Raw genomic sequence first — 17174 nt, 5'->3', positions numbered from 1 at the left:
AAAAGCGAAGTAAATTGATTGTACCGTTTGTCGGGTAGTTGGCAAAAAATGCACAACACTAGTTGAACAAAAAGTAACGTAGATGTAATTTAGTAATTGCTAAGCAAAACTACTCAAGGATTGGAAGTTTCGGTTGCTATATAAAGAAAAATGCAACTTGAGACAATGAGAGTGGTTAAAGTCAAAAAATAAATGCTCTTGGGAGAGTGCTCAATGAAAATGTTCACTAAACTTGCTTTAGTTTCTTCTTTAGCTATCAGTGCAAATGCAATGGCAATGCAGTCAATGGATGATGCTGCACTTAGTGCTGCTACAGGTCAAGATGGTATTAACATCGGTATCGCTTTAGGTGCTGGCGGTATTTCTATCGATAAAGTATTTATTCATGACAACGATGGTTTAGATCCTGCTACAGGTATTACAGGTGCTGCAGCAACAGCTGGTGCGATTGTAGTAAGCGGTGTATCTGTTACACAGGTTGATCAAACTGCTAATTTGTTAGACCTTAAAATTGATAGCGTTGGTGCTTCAGGTACAAATGGCGCGTTTTTAAATGTTGCTGCAAATGTTGGTGCAGTTGATGTAAGTGTTGGTTCTATTGGTGTAGGTACTTCTGGTACTTTAAATACAACTACTGCTGTACGTGGTATTACTGAAACTGCTCCAACTGAAATTATCTCTGGTTTAGACCTGTCTCTAGGCGCGATTTCAGCGAATGTACAATTAGGTTCTACTCCACAAGGCGCAATGATCAAAGTAAATTCAAGCTTACAAGGCGGTTTAACACTATCTAACTTCGGTATTAACGATGCAGCAGGTGGTGGTGAGATCTTCTTGGATAAAGTTATGGTTCGTGGCGCTGGTAACACAACTGGTGATTTAGATGTTGATGCTAATATTTCAGTTGTACCAACTGGCTTGAAAATTCAAAATAATAGTGCACAAGGTATGAATGTCTATGTTCAAGGTGTACATTTAGGTTCTAGTACAGCTGCTTCAATTGGTGACGTTGAAATTCAAGGTTTAAATGTAGGTACTTCTACAATTACAATCTCAGGTCACTAATTTAAAATTTTTAATTAAAAAAAGCGCGTTTAATACGCGCTTTTTTTATTGAATGAAAATTATTTTATATATCTGTTTAATATAAAATAATTATATAAATAATAAATATATTAAAACTACTGATATTAAAAAATGAGAGTTAATTAACATTTTAATTAAAGTAGAACTATACATTCATCAAAAAGATTAAAAAAAAGCTGTTTTTTACAAAAAAAAAAGGTATCTTCAACACACAGGGATGTAGAGCTATTGCTCTAAGAATAAAATGAATAAGGCCAGTTGTGCCACCATTTAGAACAAGTGCTTATGTTAGAGATTGCTTTGGGCTCAGCATTGATATATTACTTTGCGACAGAAGCCTTCGAAATAGAAAAAAAGCCACCAGGAACTGTTTATTACACAGAGACTGCCGATTCACGTAATTTATCTTTTCGCCGTAATCATATTGAACCAGTTAGGATTAAACCTGCTGTAGAAGACCAGTTTCGCGGCATCGTTCGGCAAGCCTATGATTATAGCTGTGGTTCAGCAGCGCTTACTACACTTCTAAATGGTTATGTAGGTACTAGTTTGACTGAACAGCAGACTATGAGCGGCTTGCTACAGTATGGTGAATATCAGCGGATTATTGAACGCCGAAGCTTCTCACTACTTGATATGAAGCGCTTTGTAACTGCTATTGGTTTGGATAGTGGGGGATATCGTGGCGAGTTTTCAGATTTAGTCAATCTTGGACAGCCCGCGATTGTTCCAATTTCTTATGCTGGTTTTAAGCATTTTGTCGTATATAAAGCTTATAAAGATGGACGAGTCTATGTTGCTGACCCTGCATTAGGGAATATCAGCTTTGATGAAAATCGCTTTAAAGAGGTTTGGGATAATAATACATTATTTGTTGTTTCTGTCCCTGAATCTCAACGTAAAGACTTATTGGCCCTAAAAGATTCAGATATGCGCCATGTGGAAGATGCAACTGTTAACCGTTATGCCTTTGTGGATGTGCAATATCCAACATTTAATTATGACCGTTTAGCAAATAAAGCTTCTACCATGAGACGGGTGCTAGATAAAGACCCAAATTCTGCAACCTATAATCAGCCGATAGAAACCTATATGCGTCTTTACTATAAGCGTAAATAATCAAATATGAACTAAGTAAAATAAATACATTGGGTGGGAAGAAATATGAATAATCGATGGATGAATATGAGTGTGTTGGCATTAAGTATGAGCGCCATTACAAGCACCCTCTATGCAGCAGACCAAGTTACACAAACAGAAGCACAAACAACTGCAAATACTGCAGTTGTTTCTGAAGCGAGTACAACATCAGAAGTAACACCAGCGACAGGTTCAACTCAAGAAGCAAGTTCGGCACCGACTACCGAAGTTGCAAATCCTGAATCTGCGCCTGTTGTACCCGAAAATACTGGAGCTAATCAAGCCGCGACTGCTTTACAGAAAAAAGAAGGTGATGCGACTCAAGAAACAAATTTGCAAGAAGTGTTTACTTCAAATGAGCGCCAGTATTCCTTAATTAAAAGAGGCGTGATTTCTGCATATTACGATCTTGATTATACCTATTATCGTGATACCAGAATTGATTTAGCTTTAGCAGATAATTCATCTCAATTAAATCGTTTACGTATTGAAGAAGATGCGAACCATACTTTAACTAATAGTTTTACTTTGCAATACGGTGTATTAGATAACTTAACATTATCTGCAACTGTTCCTTTCGTTGCAAAGTCTGAAATTGTTAGAGATACAACCGCAGCTGGTTTAGGTGATATTTCTTTAGGAGCTCGCTGGGAACCTTTCCCGTTAAAGCAAGGTCGTTTGCCATTAGTATTATTCGGTAACCTTTCATCAAAAACTGGAGATAGTCCTTATGAAATTGGTTTAGATGAGCTTTCAACTGGTAAAGGTTATTACTCTGTTGGGGTTGGGGCAAGTACCCGTAAATATATCGATCCGGTGGTTTTATTTGCCTCCGCGTCTGCTAATTATGGATTTAAAGAAACGGGTTTAGATCAAGCGCGTGGTAGCGGGGCTAAGGGGCCAAGGATTTTAACTTCTTTTGATCCAGGCATTAGTGGCGGCTTCTCATTCGGTTTTGCTTACTCATTTAACTATGACGTGTCATTAACCATGTCGTATCAACAAAGCTTTAACATGGATGCTGAGTTTGAATTTAATAATGGAGACGAATCATATAAGTCGCCAGACCAAAGTAGTGCAATGTTGTCTTTTGCTTTAGGGGTACGTGTTTCACCTGAAACAATTGTTAATGGTACGGTGGGTATTGGTTTAACCGAAGATGCGCCAGATGTTTCACTTGGTCTGTCTTTCCCGCTAGATTTCATAGGTTTTGGCAAAAAATCTAAATAAGGAGATATGCAGGTGAAATATCCTAAATTATGTCCTTTGACGGCGGCAATTGTTATCTCCAGTTTTTCTAGCTTTGCCAATGCTCAATTAGGACAAAACCTAGCTGTTGATATTCGTTCATTATCGATGGGGAATGCTGTAACTGCAGATCCACCTGGTATTAGTGCAGTTCACTTTAACCCAGCGGCTTTAGCAAAAATTGATGGGTTACAGACAGATGTGCAAGGAATTCTAGCGAACTTTGATATTCAGCGTGAATTTTCAGCACCCCCTGGTTATAACGTTTTTGGCTACTCAGATGACCCTCTTGTTTGTAATGATGGCCCAGAAGTTACAGCTAATATTTGTACTGATTTTAAGGGACCTGTACGTGGCGATGTTGAATATGCCAGCTTATATGTGCCGATTCTAAAAAAAATGGTTGATCTAGGGGCTGGTTATCCACTAGCTGCTCCTACAGCAGGTATTGCCTATAAGCCTCCAGGTTCGAAGGTGACCTACGCTACTGCAATTTATGCACCTTTAATTGCAGGTTTTGGCGCTGAAAATGGTAACGCTGGAAACTTTATGGGGCAGCAGGTGGCTGTTGAGCGGATTACTTATTTGTCTCCATCTTTTGGTTATCAAGTAAATGATCATTTATCAATTGGTGCCTCTGTTGGTATGTCTTATAACGCTCTTGCTATGAAAACCGATTTGCGATTTCCCAATGATATGATTGGGGTGTTGCGTATGGTTGATGACGTAGTATGTGGGCCTTTTAAAGATAATAACGATATGATTACCAATCTATTGTTATTTGGTTTGTGTAATACTCAAGAGGGTATGAATCCATTTAATAAAATGGGATCACTACAAGTTTCAATGGAGCAGTCTTTAAGCCCAAGTTATAACTTAGGATTACTTTGGGAACCAACGGATGATTTTGGCTTTGGTATGGTCTATCAAAGTGCTGCCAAGATGCGTATGAAAGGGAAATACCTAATTAATAATGCTAAGGCTCCTCAAGAATTAATTAAAGGCTTAAACTCCTCGGCTACAGGACAAGTTCTAGCTGCTATTCTCGGTTTGCCGGGAAGTGTGCCAAATTCTGAGTCTGGACTAGCCGCGATGGATCTGGAATATCCAGCACATTTCCAAGCAGGGATTAAATATAAAATATTTCCTGATTTGCAAGTTAACTTTGATGTTGGTTGGACAGACTATTCAGCATGGGATAAGTTTAAATTTGAATTTGATAGACAGATTACCTTACTCAAAGTTGCTAAACTTTTATCAAATGATGTGACAGATGCTTCACTAGCCTTACCTTTAAAGTTTACCTCACCATGGAGCTGGGGTATTGGTTTGGAGTATTCAGCAACAGATCGTTTGAAGTTACGTGCTGGTTATGAGCCTCGTGCTAGTGCTATTCCAAATGATAAACGTAATACCATGATTCCAATTAATAATGCGCAATTATTTGGTTTGGGTATTGGATATCGGTTTGACGCAGATACAGATTTGGATCTTTCAGTTGGTTTCTTACGTAGCCGCGATAATATTCCAGCAGGAACAAGTACCTTATCTAATAAAACAGGAGTTGATAATATCCTGTTAAACCCTTATGCCGGTTTGGATGTTAAAACCAATACCAAAGTTACAGTACTCGGGTTAAATTATAGAACAAAATGGTAAAATTAAATTGCGAACGGATGTCTCGACCTAGATTTGCTATTGCGATTTTTTTTGTTGCATTAGCAAGTAACTCTGCTATTTATGCGGATGGTTTCTATACGATTATTGGTCCTGATGGCCGACCAATGATTGTCCCGAGTAAAAGGGTAGAACAAGCTGTTGTGCCTTCTAAAGTATTAACACATCCAGAGGTAACGACGAGTCGTCCTGAGCAGCAAGTTTTTCCAAAAACATCTTTAAAATCAAAAGAATTGCCTAAAGTAACTACAAAATCGTCTAATACTGCACCAACTGCACCAACTGCACCAACTGCACCAACTGCACCAACTGCACCAACTGCACCAACTGCACCAACTGCACCAACTGTTTCGATGAAGAAACAATCTAAGGTTTCAACACAGACAAAAAAAGGTACAGAAAAGCCTGAAGCCATTGAGAAAAAGTCTGGTTTGGGTAGTAGTAAAGAAAAAATAATCAAGGATTCTGCTCTCAAACACACAGCTGAAGAAAAAGTAAAGTCAAATCCAGTTCCATCCTCGACGAAGGATATGGTTACTCCATCAGTACCCGCTCCTAAAAAGGATGAGACGAAGTACACTACCATTGATGGAGTGGAATATGTCAATAATGAATATTTAGAAAATCAAGAGTTTAATCTAGAGGGTAAAAAACGTTTCTATATTATGCCTGATGGGTTAGGCCGTACTGAATCTATTGAGCGAAAAAAAGGGGTTGGTCAGTCTATCCTCGATAATGTATTACATCGGTCACGAGAAGACCAAGTTTCCTCTGTTGTGTTGGCACCTACATATTTACGACTTTCACAACAAGAATTGGCAAATACTTTTGAAAATGATTTGTGTTTTATTAAAGGTGATAACAAATCAATTAAGAAATTGAGCCAGAATAAAGAAGTTGGGCTATGGCCTAGAAAGCCTCTAAAAGAAAAGTTTGAATACGAAGTAATAAAAGTAGATTCTTCGATTAAGAATATACAAGTGGCTTCCTATGCTACAACCAATGACAAGCCTGTATATTATTGGCCACTTGCAGTTTTCTTGGACGAAAAAGGTTGTGTTTTAGAGGGTGCAAGTGGTTTTAAAAGTAAGTCGTATCCTGCAACGATATTACAACATGCGTCGATTTCAGGTGTCTTACAAGTGCCAGACCGTACGCAGTATATTATGTTGACCCCTTTATCTTCGGCTGTGGATATGCCAGATCAAGAACTATCTAATCAGGGACAAATTAAAATTTCGGTATTACGTTAAAAATAAATAGGAATGATGATGAGTAAAATTTTTTTATTACCTTTTGCATTATCCACATTGGCAATTGTATTAAATGGTTGCGGTGGTGGTGGCTCAACAATTAATGAAGATCCTACTCAAGGTGGAGGTGAGATTCCAACCACTAATTTGGATTGTAAAGCAACAGATGAGACATGTCTGAATTTTGAATTAAATTATCCAATAGCTGGTTTGAATTTCGACTGTAGCTTATCTCCTAATCAGCATTATATTACTAAATTGGTTGGTAACTCGGTTGGTGGTGCCTGTAGTATCAGTAGCAGTAAATCTGATGAAACAATTACGCTTTATCTACAAGGCAGTAATACCCACAAGATTGCATTAGGTACGATAAAACTCGATACACTAGGTAAATATGGAACAACACATTTAACAGTTTTAGATATGGCGACAGCATTAACTGGACAAGCTCCAGCTTCAATGAGTAACGCTGATCCAACTATTAAAGTGGCAATAGCTTTAGTTAAGTTATTCCAAAGTATTGGTGTTGAACGTGGCGATAATGTGGTGGGTGATTTACAACCAACCCAATTTACTCAAGATAAGAAAAATCTGTTGACTAGTTTGACACAAGATATAACCGCAACGGAATGGAAGAATGGACAATATGCAACTCTTCTAAAACCTTGGTTAGATGTAAGCAAAGTGTCTGATGCACAAGCTTATGCGCTCGTAGTTCAAGTAACGAATTTGGCAAATGCTGCATTATTTCAGGCAAATGAAGCGACTTATGCAGGGATTGTAGATCCTGTAAGTTCACCGCTACCACTCGGTTTTTATGGCTGTAATCAGGCATTAGCAGATTGCTTTAATAAATCTACCACTAATTTACGTCATATGATGGCTAATATGTTCATGCTGACTGACCGTGAAGGTTATGCAATGGGTTATGGCTTACAATGGCGCGGTGATGCTACTTTATACAAAGATAAGGACGGAAAGGTGACTGGTGTTGCTCCACCAGTTTTATTGTGGACCAAAGCAAAACCAATGCAAATGCTCGTTGCTCCACAACAAAATGGTTGGCTGAACCCAATTTCAAAAGATATTCAATCGACTCAACCATTACGCTTAAGCGTTGATAGCAATGCAAATAATGATTTGCAAATCTATCAAGGTAAGTTTATGAACGATTATGCTGTTGCAGGAAGTGAAGGTTTTTATAAACAGCTAACACGCTCGACAACAGGAAATATTCAGCATTATGGTTTATGGCGTCAAACAGTAGGCACAGAAAACTATAAGGGTTCACTTGATATTATTAAAGCCAATCCGATTAGTTATCTTGGCAAAGAAATTTTTAAAACAGCAGCTAACGTCAGTTCTGGTCAACGCTATGTCTTCCCATTATATGCGACTTTAACATTCAGATTTGATACTACTGGGATAGCTCCTATCGATTTAGGTATTGTCGTTGATGAAAAAGGAAATATTCGTACGGATATTAAACCAAATGCAACTGCAACCGATATGTCTGGTCAATGTGCAACGGTAGCAGACAACGGCTTAATTGATAGTAATGGCGTACAACAGTATCGACTTGGTACTACTGGTGGAACAGAGTCATCTGATAATGATAGTTCTATTACTGTTCGTATGATTTTATCAAATCCTCAGCTGGGTAATCTTAATGGGATTTTGATGGGACTTAACTCTGTGGTGAGACAGGATACTAATCCAGACGATAATGTAAATGATTCAGTTTCAGTAAATGGAGCCAAAATTAACCTCTATAACTTATTAGCAGGTCAAAACAGCAGTAATAGTATTAATTTAAGTGATTATGCGAACAAGACTGCGCGTTGGATTAATCTCTATGCTTTCTATCAAGCTGTTTATAATAATATTAAGGATATTAGCCCAGCACCAACAGATGCTGAAAAAGCTTTGGCTCAACGCCTGTCTGGCACGGTGTCCATTAAACTAGCCAATCAGTCTATTCCTGCTTGTAATGCAATTAAGACTAAATCTTAAAAATAAGAGACAAATAAAAAAGACCGCGAAAGCGGTCTTTTTTATTATCTAATTAATTAACCAGTATGGTCTAAACGAGTCCCCAAAGTTTCAAGATGTGTTGGGAAAACTTGTTTTTTTCGGTCTTCAAAATAATGTCTTAGTGTATGTTCAACGCTAGGGAAGGCTAGTTCTCCCCATGGAATTTCATGCTCTTCAAATAGACGACTCTCGATACTTTCTTCACCTGCACCAAAAATTCCATCTTTCAGCTGTGCTTTGAAAAGTACATAAATTTGACCAATACGCGGAATATTGTACATACAGTAGAGTTGTTCTATTTCTATCTCAGCTTCTGCTTCTTCACGAGTTTCGCGTGCTGCACCTTGCTCCATGGTTTCGAACAATTCCATATAGCCAGCAGGCAAAGTCCATAAACCATAACGAGGTTCAATTGCACGACGACAGAGTAATACTTTGTCTTCCCATAACGCTAAGGCACCGCAGATTACTTTGGGGTTTTCATAGTGAATATTTCCACAATGAGTACAAACACGGCGTACTTTATGATCACCTAAAGGAATTTTTTGTTCGGTTTTATGCCCACACGCTACACAGAAACTCATAATTATCATCGAGTATAGAGATGACTCAGCATAACTGAATTTTTAGACTTACGCATCAACTCTATTCCCTAAGTTTATTTTTCAGATATGATGCAAAGAGATACAGAATAATAGGTGAATGGTATGGAAGAGCACTTGCTAACACAAAAGTTACAGCAAAGATTGCGCTTTTCCACCCGCATACAAGAAGCACAAGCTGCAGTACTGATTGCTATTACAAATGAAAATAATCCAAAGGTACTGCTTACACGCCGTTCAATACATATGAACAACCATGCGGGGGAAGTTTCTTTTCCGGGTGGAAAGCGTGATCCTAGTGATACCAGTAATATTGTGGTGGCATTAAGAGAAGCTCAGGAAGAGACCGCTTTAAATCCTTTTGATGTGCAGTTGCTCGGCGATTTGCCCATGCAACGTGCAAGAAGCGGGTTGTCTGTAAAACCGATCGTTGGGCTTATTCCTCCAGAGGTTAACTTAATACCTCAGCCTACTGAAATTGATCGAATTTTTTTTGTGCCTTTGCAAGAGTTAATCGATACAAGACCCATGCCTTACGAAGTACGTTATGCCCATCAATCTTTATATTTTCCAAGTTTACAGATTGATAATGAAATTATTTGGGGTTTAACTGCTCGTATGTTAGTTGCTCTGTTTAAATATGGATTGGGTTATCAGAAAGAGTGGCCATTTTTACTCAACTCACCAACATTTGGCATGCCAAAATTTTCTCATAAGAATAAATGATCAGGATTGATAAATTATGATGTATAGCTATCAAGGACAGCACCCAAAAGCATTATATGAACCATGGGATGGTTGGGTTGCACCAACAGCAACGTTGATTGGACAAGTAGAGTTGGGGCGTCAAGTCAGCATCTGGTTTGGAGCTGTAGTACGTGCCGATAACTGTGTAGTTCGAATTGGTGATTTCTCTAATATTCAAGAAAATTCAGTTTTACATACCGATGCTGGGCTTGAGCTAAATATTGGTGAATATGTCACCGTTGGGCATAAAGTCATGCTACATGGCTGCACGATTGGTGATAATAGTTTGATTGGTATGAATGCCGTAGTTTTAAATCGCGCTGTGATTGGTAAAAATTGTATTATTGGTGCTAACGCATTAATTCCGGAAGGGAAAATCATTCCAGATAATTCGGTGGTGATGGGATCGCCCGGCAAAATTGTTAAGACTTTAGATGAGGACGGTGCGGCAAAAATACGGTTGAGTGCATTGCATTATGCTGAACATTTTAAAAGTTATAGTGATTTAAAAGAATTTCACTTTTAACTCTTTTTTAGCAAAATATTTTTTATGCCAAGTTAAATCTTGGCATTTTTATTTAGACAGAGAACGACTCGCCTATCAGAGCCGAGTGGGGTATCATAACTCCCGTTTTTAATCTGATTTAATACTAAGGTTGTGCATGAAATTGCTGGCGTTGGAAACTGCAAATGAGCAGTGTTCTATCTCATTAGTCGATGAAACCCAAGAACTGTTTTTTCAACTCGATACGCGGGCGAAAGCACAAACCCAGACCATTTTGCCGATGATTGAGCAGGGGCTACAACAAACAGGTCTTGAGGTTGTTGGTCTGGATGCAATTGCCTTTAGCCGTGGGCCGGGTTCTTTTAGTGGTGTCCGAATTAATGCAGCTGTGACTCAGGCTTTGGCATGGTCACAAGATTTACCCGTTATTCCCGTTTCGAGTTTGCAAGCTTTAGCACAAGCAGCATACCGACTTGAAGGTTTGGAACAGGTGACTGCGGTTCTCGATGCTCGTATGAATGAAGTTTATATTGCAAGTTTTGTTCTAGATGAGCATGGAATTATGCAATGTATTGATGAAGAAAAATTAATGGGCTATGAGCAAGCAGCTGCTTATGCAAAGCATTGCTTAATTGGTTCGGGTGCGAAGCTCCTTCAAGCTGATGCACAACATCAAACAATCACTGCAACAGCACAAGATATTGCTTCTATTGCACGTGTTTATGCAGCGCAAAAGCAGTGGGTTGATGCTGAACATGCTTTACCTGTTTATTTACGTGATGATGCATGGAAAAAAATAGCAGATCAGGGTAAAGCAAAATAAAGGCACTACTCATGCACATATATTTTGAAGTAGATTTTCAAGGCAAAGCACAGCACTACCAAGCTGTGCTTTGTTCTAGAGGTGTGACTGTCGATTTGCAGCCAGTTGAAAAGCTCAATGCACGTTTTTTGCGTTTAAATCCTGATTTGGCACTTTGTGTAGATGAAAACGGGCTATGGTTATCTGCAAATGGCATGAAAATGCAGCCCGACTGGAAAGCCGAAATTTCCCGTTTAAAACGTGCAAGTCTTAAATCAGAAATGATTGCTCGGGCTTGTCAGTTAGGTGAAAAACCTATCTTAATTGATGCTACAGCTGGTTTAGGGCACGATAGTTTACTCATGGCTTATCTTGGCGCACAAATACAATTGGTTGAGCGCCATCCGATTTTATTTACCTTACTTGAAGATGCAAAAGCTCAAGCTGAACAAGATGGCTTTTTAACTCAGTTTATGGATCGGATTCAACTGATCTTTGCTGACTCTGCAAGTTATTTACAACAGTTACAGCAAACAGCTTCAATGGTTGATGTGGTTTATCTCGATCCGATGTTCCCACAGCGTGATCAGAATCACCAAGCAATCAAAAAACAAGCTCAAGTTAAAAAACAGATGCAGCTTTTACATCTACTTTTACCCGAAGATGGTGAGATGGATTTGGGTGATAATTTGCTGGTTTTGGCACAGAAAGTTGCTAAACGTGTAGTGGTTAAACGGCCACGGCATGCTATTTTCTTGGCAAATCAAGAGCCAGCTCATCAATGGCAAGGAGATGCTTGTCGTTTTGATGCGTATTTTCAGTAGGCTTATGTAAGGTTAGGTTTTATTGCTTGAATAATGCACAAATATATGTGATATAGTTCAAAAGCATGATTGCTAAAATTCTTAGCAGGCATACACTTAAGATGCCTGACAAAAACGAAATTTTTGAAAACCTTTTATGATTGATCTTAAACCCTCCATTAACTTTTGGCATGATTTTAAAAGCAACCAAATTGCCGGAATGTGGCTGTTTTTGGGATCAAGACGTTCTTTACAAATTGTACATCCATCTATTCTTCAGCTCATTGTCTGGGGAATTTTAGGGGGATGTACTAACTCTCTTTATAGCTGGCTTGTGGCCGGTCAAATTGGTGATTTCAATTCACAAGGTTTAATTGGTTACGCACTTTGGCCATTTATTGCCTTAATTGTTGGTATATTTTTATCACAGCGCACCAACCAACCTCGCTTAATGCTAGTACCTGCTTTACTTTGGTTGGTTCTAGATACAAATATCTTATTAATTCAATGTTTAATTCAGTATTTAGGTTCTAACGGTTATCTCAACTTTATTCCAGATGCTATTTATAACGGAATTTTACCAAGCCTATTTGTGGCTTTGTTCGTATGGCAAAGTTTAGCGGTGATTTGGGTTTTCTCACGTGAGCTCAAGTGGCCTTGGTGGGAACGTGCACTTGTCATGGTTGCGACTATTGCGACGATGGTGGTCTGGCAACTTTCTGTAAAAGATCAACCGATTTGGAAGGTCGAAGATTCGGCTCCAACATTTGCTGAAGATGCTTTTTATGCACAAAGTAAGCTGCTGAATGATTCTTTAGAGCAAGTCCAATATGGTGAGCAGGCAAAAAGTCATTGGTATTTTTTAGGTGTGGCAGGTGATAGCTACCAAGACGTTTTTAAATCGGAAGTAGTCCGGATTAAAGAACAGTTTGATACACGCTTTGCTACTGTGGGTCGTTCGATGATGTTGGTCAATAATCCAGACACCCGTACAGAAATCCCCATTGCCTCTAAAACCAGTATAGAGTTAGCCCTACGCCGTATGGGTCAGCAAATGAACCGTGATAGTGATGTACTATTTCTATATATGACTTCACACGGTGAACAGAATCACTTCGAAATTGAAAATGCGCCATTAGATCTAGGGCAAGTAGACCCTAAATGGTTGCGTGAAACACTTGATAAATCTGGTATTCGCTGGCGTGTAATTGTTATTTCTGCCTGTTATTCAGGAAGCTTTATTCCTGCCTTACAGTCTCCTGATACTTTAATTATTACTGCATCTGCTGCTGATAAAACTTCTTTTGGATGTAATAACGAAGCTGACTATACTTATTTTGGTCGAGCTTTCTTTGATTTGGCTATGCGAGAGCAATCTTCGATGAAAGATTCGTTTAACACAGCTAAGCAAACTGTAACCAAATGGGAAGTGGCTCAAGGTGTAGAACCTTCAGAGCCTCAGTGGATGATTGGTAAAAATATGGAACTTATGCTACCTCAATTGGAAAAGTATCTATTTCCTCAGCAAAATACTGGTAGTGTAGATATTGCTCAAACAAAAACAGAGGCCAAAAACGATGCAACTCCTGCAAAAAAACCGCTGCTTTGAAGGTGAGCAACGTGTTTACCAATTTGAATCTCGGTTATTAAAAGGGCCAGCTAAGTTTGGCGTGTATTTGCCACCAGCTGCATTAGAAGGTAAAGCTTGTTCAACCTTGTTTTATTTAGCAGGTTTAACTTGTACTGAAGAAACCTTTGCCATAAAAGCACATGCACAACATATGGCGGCACAGTTAAGTTTAATACTGATTACACCGGACACTTCTCCTCGTGGAGAAAATGTTGCAGCAGGGGATAATTGGGATATAGGGCAAGGCGCAGGTTTCTATATTAATGCAACGCAAACACCTTGGTCTGAGCATTATCAAATGGAAAGCTATTTGATTGATGAGTTATATCCACTCATTTTGAAAAGCTTTCCTGTAAATGCTCAACAAGTCGGTATCTTTGGGCACTCAATGGGTGGCCATGGCGCATTAACTTTGGCGTTTAAATATCCTGAGAAGTTCAAGTCTGTATCTGCTTTTGCACCGATCTGTGCACCAACTGAATGTGCGTGGGGTGAAAAAGCCTTTACTCACTATTTGGGGAATGACCAAGAAAGCTGGCTTGCTCATGATGCTACTGCTTTAGTCTTAAAAAATGGTGCAGTATTTGACGAAATTTTGGTTGATCAGGGATTGGATGACCAATTTTATGAACAGCTTCACCCTGAAAAATTTAAGCAAGCATGTTTAAAAGCAGGACAACCTTTAACTTTAAGGCAACATGTTGGCTATGATCATGGCTATTACTTTATTCAAACCTTTATGGATGAGCATTTACAGTTTCATGCAATCCAGTTAGAAAAGGTAAATGGCTAATTAATGCTGCCATTCCACCTGAAATTCTTGTTGAGCCATGCGGTTTAGATGATCAAGCACGACTTTTTCTAAGTGGTCATGGTCATCTAGCTGACTATCAATAGCAACGTTTAGCTGCTCTGTTTCAGGTGCAAGCGTAATGGTTGCTGTAGGCATTAAGATTTTGAAATCTTGTTCAGTCTCTTGTACTTCAAATTTGTGTTTCCAATGATTAACTAGACGTTTTGCAATACGTTTACCATCATTTGTTAATAGATGAGTTGTGCTTTTCATTATCAATCCTCACATTACTTTAATGTACCTTAACAAATTCATTTAGCGCTTAGCATTCTAATGTTGCAACGTTACGTTGCAAGTTTGAAATGTTGCGATTTGAGCAAGGAAGAGCAGGCCAAGTAGACGGTTTTTTGTTATAATTTTAAGCCTCTCCTTAAACTCTTAGCCAGGTCATCCACTTATGTCCAAGCCTTATTTGATTGCTCCTTCTATTTTATCTGCCGATTTTGCTCGTTTAGGCGAAGATGTAGACAAAGTGTTAGCCGCAGGTGCAGATGTAGTGCATTTTGATGTAATGGATAACCACTATGTTCCAAATTTAACTTTTGGTGCTGGCATTTGTAAGGCTTTAAAAAGTTACGGGATTACAGCGCCTGTTGATGTGCATTTAATGGTGTCTCCGGTTGACCGCATTATTGGAGACTTTCTGGAAGCTGGTGCTGATATTATTACGTTTCACCCAGAAGCCTCTCATCACATTGACCGTTCATTACAGCTGATTAAATCAGGTGGGGCAAAAGCCGGTTTAGTATTTAACCCTGCAACGCCATTACACTATTTAGATTATGTGCTTGATAAAGTTGACCAAATTTTAATCATGAGTGTGAACCCTGGCTTTGGTGGGCAAAAGTTCATTCCAATGACCTTAGAAAAATTGCGTGAAGCTCGTAAAATTATTGATGCGAGTGGTCGTGATATTCGTTTAGAGGTAGACGGTGGTGTTGGTCCTGCAAATATTCGTGAAATTGCAGAAGCTGGTGCAGATATGTTTGTAGCTGGTTCAGCCATTTTTGGTCAACCAGATTATAAAGTTGTAATTGATCAAATGCGTGCAGAACTTGCGAAAGTAGGTAGTGTAGACGCTTAAAAAAGTATGCTTAATCAAGGGGAAGCTTGTGGATAACTTTGTTTATAACTATATGGATAACTGTGTTGATAACCATATGGATAAGATGTTGGTAAAATAAACAAAATTAGATCAACTGCTTATTCTCTAGGCTGAATGTGTGAAAAAAGAACGTTTTGGCGTTCTTTTTTTATGCGGGTTGGATATTTTATTAGCTGGTTTTTTATTAAGCTTTACTAAAAAATAACCTGTGCAAAAAACGATAATACTGTGTGTACGTCTTTTAATAGATATATAGATGTAAAACTGTAAAAGTGTCATGAAAAATAAAGCTAAATTTGGTTTAATAAGATTTTAGTAAGAGATCTAGATAATTAATGACGATAAAAATTTTAGCGGTAGATATGGATGGGACTTTTCTTAATTCTAAGAAGCAGTACAACAAAGCACGTTTTTTAAAACAGTACGAACAACTCAAACAAAATAATATTCATTTTGTGGTTGCCAGTGGTAACCAACTCGCAAAGCTTGTTACCTACTTTCCAGAAATTAGTCATGAAATTGCTTTTATTGCAGAAAATGGCGCACATGTTTTAGATGCAGGGCAAGAAATAGCTTTTGCTCATTTAAGTCAGCAACAATTTATTGAGACATTAAAAGCAATTGATTCAACCTATATATCTAAAATGGTGATCTGCGGAAAGCAGAGCGCTTATGTACACAAGTCTATGCAAGCCGATGACTATGCTAAGGTCGCTCGATACTTTGAAAAGCTAATAGTTGTAGAGGATTTTTATGCATTAAAAGATTTGGTGTGCAAAATTACTTTTATTGCTCAGAAAAACGAAAGTTTTGCTATTTTTCAAGATCTTCAGCAGCAAAGTTTTGTTGCAGATCAATTATTAGTTCCCGTTTCAAGTGGTTTTGACTTTATCGATCTTATTCTTCCTGACCAGCATAAAGCACATGGTTTGAAGCTTCTATTAGAAAAATGGCAGGTTGAACCTGATCAAGTGGTTGCAATTGGTGACAATAATAATGATATCCAGATGATTAAAGCAGTGGGTTATGGGTTTGCGGTTGAAAATGCAGTAGAAGCTTTAAAAGCAGTAGCACCGTATACGACTGTGAGTAATGAGCAAGAGGGTGCATTGCAAGTGATTGATTTAGTGCTTCAGCATCAATCACCATTTGTTTAATTAATTTAAAACAAACAGTTAAGATGGAAAAATTGTATCTCTTTTAAAACTTAGTTATGCTAATGCACCTAAGATATATAAATTGCATAAGGCAATAAACGACAATGGCCCTACAACACTTACGCAAGTATGCTTGGTTTGTGTTCCTAATGACTTTGGTCATTGGGTGGAGTGGTGTGTCTATTGCTCAGACGCCTATGCAGCACGATCTTCACACGATGCCGTGTCATAGTGAAAAAATGACTCATCACTCTGTACATGTTCAAGCAGATGATCAGACTGTATGTCATCAAACCATGACGCAGTCTCTTCATTCGCACGGTGAGCATTGTAAGGACTGTAACCCCGTACATTGCCAAATCGTGAATCTGGCTCTGCAACAAGCGGTCCCAGACCTTGAATCACAATTTGTTCCCATATCGTCTCAATTTAGCAGTATTTATCAGGCTCAGCATTTAGCCGGATACTGGCAAGAAATTTTACGTCCTCCTAAAGCTTAATCCTTTCTTACTTATTTTTTAATTAAAAAGGA

General features: G+C 38.5%; 17 protein-coding genes. 15 read left to right on the top strand and 2 right to left on the bottom strand.

Translation table 11 applies throughout. The features are described from left to right. The first annotated feature begins 213 nt into the window (after positions 1-213). From ACB088_RS13005 to ACB088_RS12980, 6 genes are all read left to right on the top strand, one after another. Positions 214-1065, top strand: a complete 852-nt coding sequence (locus ACB088_RS13005) for a DUF6160 family protein (RefSeq protein WP_375037175.1) — start codon at positions 214-216, stop codon at positions 1063-1065. A 306-nt stretch (positions 1066-1371) separates the two neighbouring features. Continuing rightward, on the top strand, positions 1372-2205 hold the full coding sequence (locus ACB088_RS13000) for a C39 family peptidase (protein WP_004641305.1): 834 nt from the start codon (positions 1372-1374) through the stop codon (positions 2203-2205). Between the two features lie 45 nt (positions 2206-2250). Then, on the top strand, positions 2251-3456 hold the full coding sequence (locus ACB088_RS12995) for a transporter (RefSeq protein WP_375037174.1): 1206 nt from the start codon (positions 2251-2253) through the stop codon (positions 3454-3456). Between the two features lie 12 nt (positions 3457-3468). Beyond that, complete coding sequence (locus ACB088_RS12990; RefSeq protein WP_375037173.1) at positions 3469-5133, top strand: OmpP1/FadL family transporter; 1665 nt, start codon at positions 3469-3471, stop codon at positions 5131-5133. A 17-nt stretch (positions 5134-5150) separates the two neighbouring features. Continuing rightward, positions 5151-6404 (top strand): putative pilus assembly protein FilE, encoded by a 1254-nt coding sequence (gene filE, locus ACB088_RS12985; RefSeq protein ID WP_375037172.1) that lies wholly within the window; start codon positions 5151-5153, stop codon positions 6402-6404. 12 nt (positions 6405-6416) lie between these two features. Beyond that, positions 6417-8417, top strand: coding sequence for a protein FilF (locus tag ACB088_RS12980; protein ID WP_375037171.1), 2001 nt, complete (start codon positions 6417-6419; stop codon positions 8415-8417). Between the two features lie 56 nt (positions 8418-8473). Here ACB088_RS12980 and ACB088_RS12975 read toward each other — a convergent pair whose 3' ends face one another. Beyond that, on the bottom strand, positions 8474-9022 hold the full coding sequence (locus ACB088_RS12975; protein ID WP_002115876.1) for an NUDIX hydrolase: 549 nt from the start codon (positions 9020-9022) through the stop codon (positions 8474-8476). A 114-nt stretch (positions 9023-9136) separates the two neighbouring features. Here ACB088_RS12975 and ACB088_RS12970 point away from each other — a divergent pair, with 114 nt between their 5' ends. From ACB088_RS12970 to fghA, 6 genes are all read left to right on the top strand, one after another. Then, positions 9137-9766, top strand: coding sequence for a CoA pyrophosphatase (locus ACB088_RS12970; protein WP_375037170.1), 630 nt, complete (start codon positions 9137-9139; stop codon positions 9764-9766). A 19-nt stretch (positions 9767-9785) separates the two neighbouring features. Beyond that, positions 9786-10313 (top strand): gamma carbonic anhydrase family protein, encoded by a 528-nt coding sequence (locus ACB088_RS12965; RefSeq protein ID WP_375038807.1) that lies wholly within the window; start codon positions 9786-9788, stop codon positions 10311-10313. A 136-nt stretch (positions 10314-10449) separates the two neighbouring features. Beyond that, on the top strand, positions 10450-11115 hold the full coding sequence (gene tsaB / locus ACB088_RS12960; RefSeq protein WP_375037169.1) for a tRNA (adenosine(37)-N6)-threonylcarbamoyltransferase complex dimerization subunit type 1 TsaB: 666 nt from the start codon (positions 10450-10452) through the stop codon (positions 11113-11115). Positions 11116-11126: 11 nt separating this feature from the next. Further along, a complete protein-coding gene (locus ACB088_RS12955; RefSeq protein ID WP_375037168.1) occupies positions 11127-11918 on the top strand; it encodes a class I SAM-dependent methyltransferase in 792 nt (263 codons plus the stop codon). 136 nt (positions 11919-12054) lie between these two features. Continuing rightward, complete coding sequence (locus ACB088_RS12950) at positions 12055-13506, top strand: C13 family peptidase (protein ID WP_375037167.1); 1452 nt, start codon at positions 12055-12057, stop codon at positions 13504-13506. Continuing rightward, positions 13475-14320 carry an S-formylglutathione hydrolase gene (fghA, locus tag ACB088_RS12945; protein WP_375037166.1) on the top strand — a complete coding sequence of 282 codons (846 nt, stop codon included), beginning with the start codon at positions 13475-13477 and terminating at the stop codon, positions 14318-14320. Before ACB088_RS12950 ends, fghA begins: the two co-directional genes overlap by 32 nt. On the opposite strand, the gene ACB088_RS12940 is transcribed toward fghA, so the two are convergent. Beyond that, entirely contained in the window at positions 14321-14593 is a 273-nt protein-coding gene (locus tag ACB088_RS12940; protein WP_000843452.1) for a DUF2218 domain-containing protein, read from the bottom strand. Positions 14594-14777: 184 nt separating this feature from the next. Here ACB088_RS12940 and rpe point away from each other — a divergent pair, with 184 nt between their 5' ends. From rpe to ACB088_RS12925, 3 genes are all read left to right on the top strand, one after another. Then, positions 14778-15464 (top strand): ribulose-phosphate 3-epimerase, encoded by a 687-nt coding sequence (gene rpe, locus ACB088_RS12935; protein ID WP_092710129.1) that lies wholly within the window; start codon positions 14778-14780, stop codon positions 15462-15464. A 356-nt stretch (positions 15465-15820) separates the two neighbouring features. Continuing rightward, a complete protein-coding gene (locus ACB088_RS12930; RefSeq protein WP_092710132.1) occupies positions 15821-16642 on the top strand; it encodes a Cof-type HAD-IIB family hydrolase in 822 nt (273 codons plus the stop codon). A gap of 104 nt (positions 16643-16746) precedes the next feature. Then, complete coding sequence (locus tag ACB088_RS12925) at positions 16747-17142, top strand: hypothetical protein (protein WP_003655883.1); 396 nt, start codon at positions 16747-16749, stop codon at positions 17140-17142. Positions 17143-17174: the final 32 nt, after the last annotated feature.

The sequence above is a fragment of the Acinetobacter sp. RW6 genome (assembly GCF_041956835.1).
Lineage (GTDB): Bacteria > Pseudomonadota > Gammaproteobacteria > Pseudomonadales > Moraxellaceae > Acinetobacter > Acinetobacter calcoaceticus.
Note: the sequence above shows the minus strand (reverse complement) of the source record. Positions and strands in the feature narration are given on the sequence as shown.

Excerpts from the sequence above, each read along its gene's own strand:
- ACB088_RS13005 (WP_375037175.1), top strand. The coding sequence starts at position 214 with ATGAAAATGTTCACTAAACTTGCTTTAGTTTCTTCTTTAGCTATCAGT.
- ACB088_RS13000 (WP_004641305.1), top strand. The coding sequence starts at position 1,372 with ATGTTAGAGATTGCTTTGGGCTCAGCATTGATATATTACTTTGCGACA.
- ACB088_RS12995 (WP_375037174.1), top strand. The coding sequence starts at position 2,251 with ATGAATAATCGATGGATGAATATGAGTGTGTTGGCATTAAGTATGAGC.
- filE (WP_375037172.1), top strand. The coding sequence starts at position 5,151 with ATGTCTCGACCTAGATTTGCTATTGCGATTTTTTTTGTTGCATTAGCA.
- ACB088_RS12980 (WP_375037171.1), top strand. The coding sequence starts at position 6,417 with ATGATGATGAGTAAAATTTTTTTATTACCTTTTGCATTATCCACATTG.
- ACB088_RS12975 (WP_002115876.1), bottom strand. The coding sequence starts at position 9,022 with ATGAGTTTCTGTGTAGCGTGTGGGCATAAAACCGAACAAAAAATTCCT.
- ACB088_RS12965 (WP_375038807.1), top strand. The coding sequence starts at position 9,786 with ATGTATAGCTATCAAGGACAGCACCCAAAAGCATTATATGAACCATGG.
- tsaB (WP_375037169.1), top strand. The coding sequence starts at position 10,450 with ATGAAATTGCTGGCGTTGGAAACTGCAAATGAGCAGTGTTCTATCTCA.
- ACB088_RS12955 (WP_375037168.1), top strand. The coding sequence starts at position 11,127 with ATGCACATATATTTTGAAGTAGATTTTCAAGGCAAAGCACAGCACTAC.
- ACB088_RS12950 (WP_375037167.1), top strand. The coding sequence starts at position 12,055 with ATGATTGATCTTAAACCCTCCATTAACTTTTGGCATGATTTTAAAAGC.
- fghA (WP_375037166.1), top strand. The coding sequence starts at position 13,475 with ATGCAACTCCTGCAAAAAAACCGCTGCTTTGAAGGTGAGCAACGTGTT.
- ACB088_RS12940 (WP_000843452.1), bottom strand. The coding sequence starts at position 14,593 with ATGAAAAGCACAACTCATCTATTAACAAATGATGGTAAACGTATTGCA.
- rpe (WP_092710129.1), top strand. The coding sequence starts at position 14,778 with ATGTCCAAGCCTTATTTGATTGCTCCTTCTATTTTATCTGCCGATTTT.
- ACB088_RS12930 (WP_092710132.1), top strand. The coding sequence starts at position 15,821 with ATGACGATAAAAATTTTAGCGGTAGATATGGATGGGACTTTTCTTAAT.
- ACB088_RS12925 (WP_003655883.1), top strand. The coding sequence starts at position 16,747 with ATGGCCCTACAACACTTACGCAAGTATGCTTGGTTTGTGTTCCTAATG.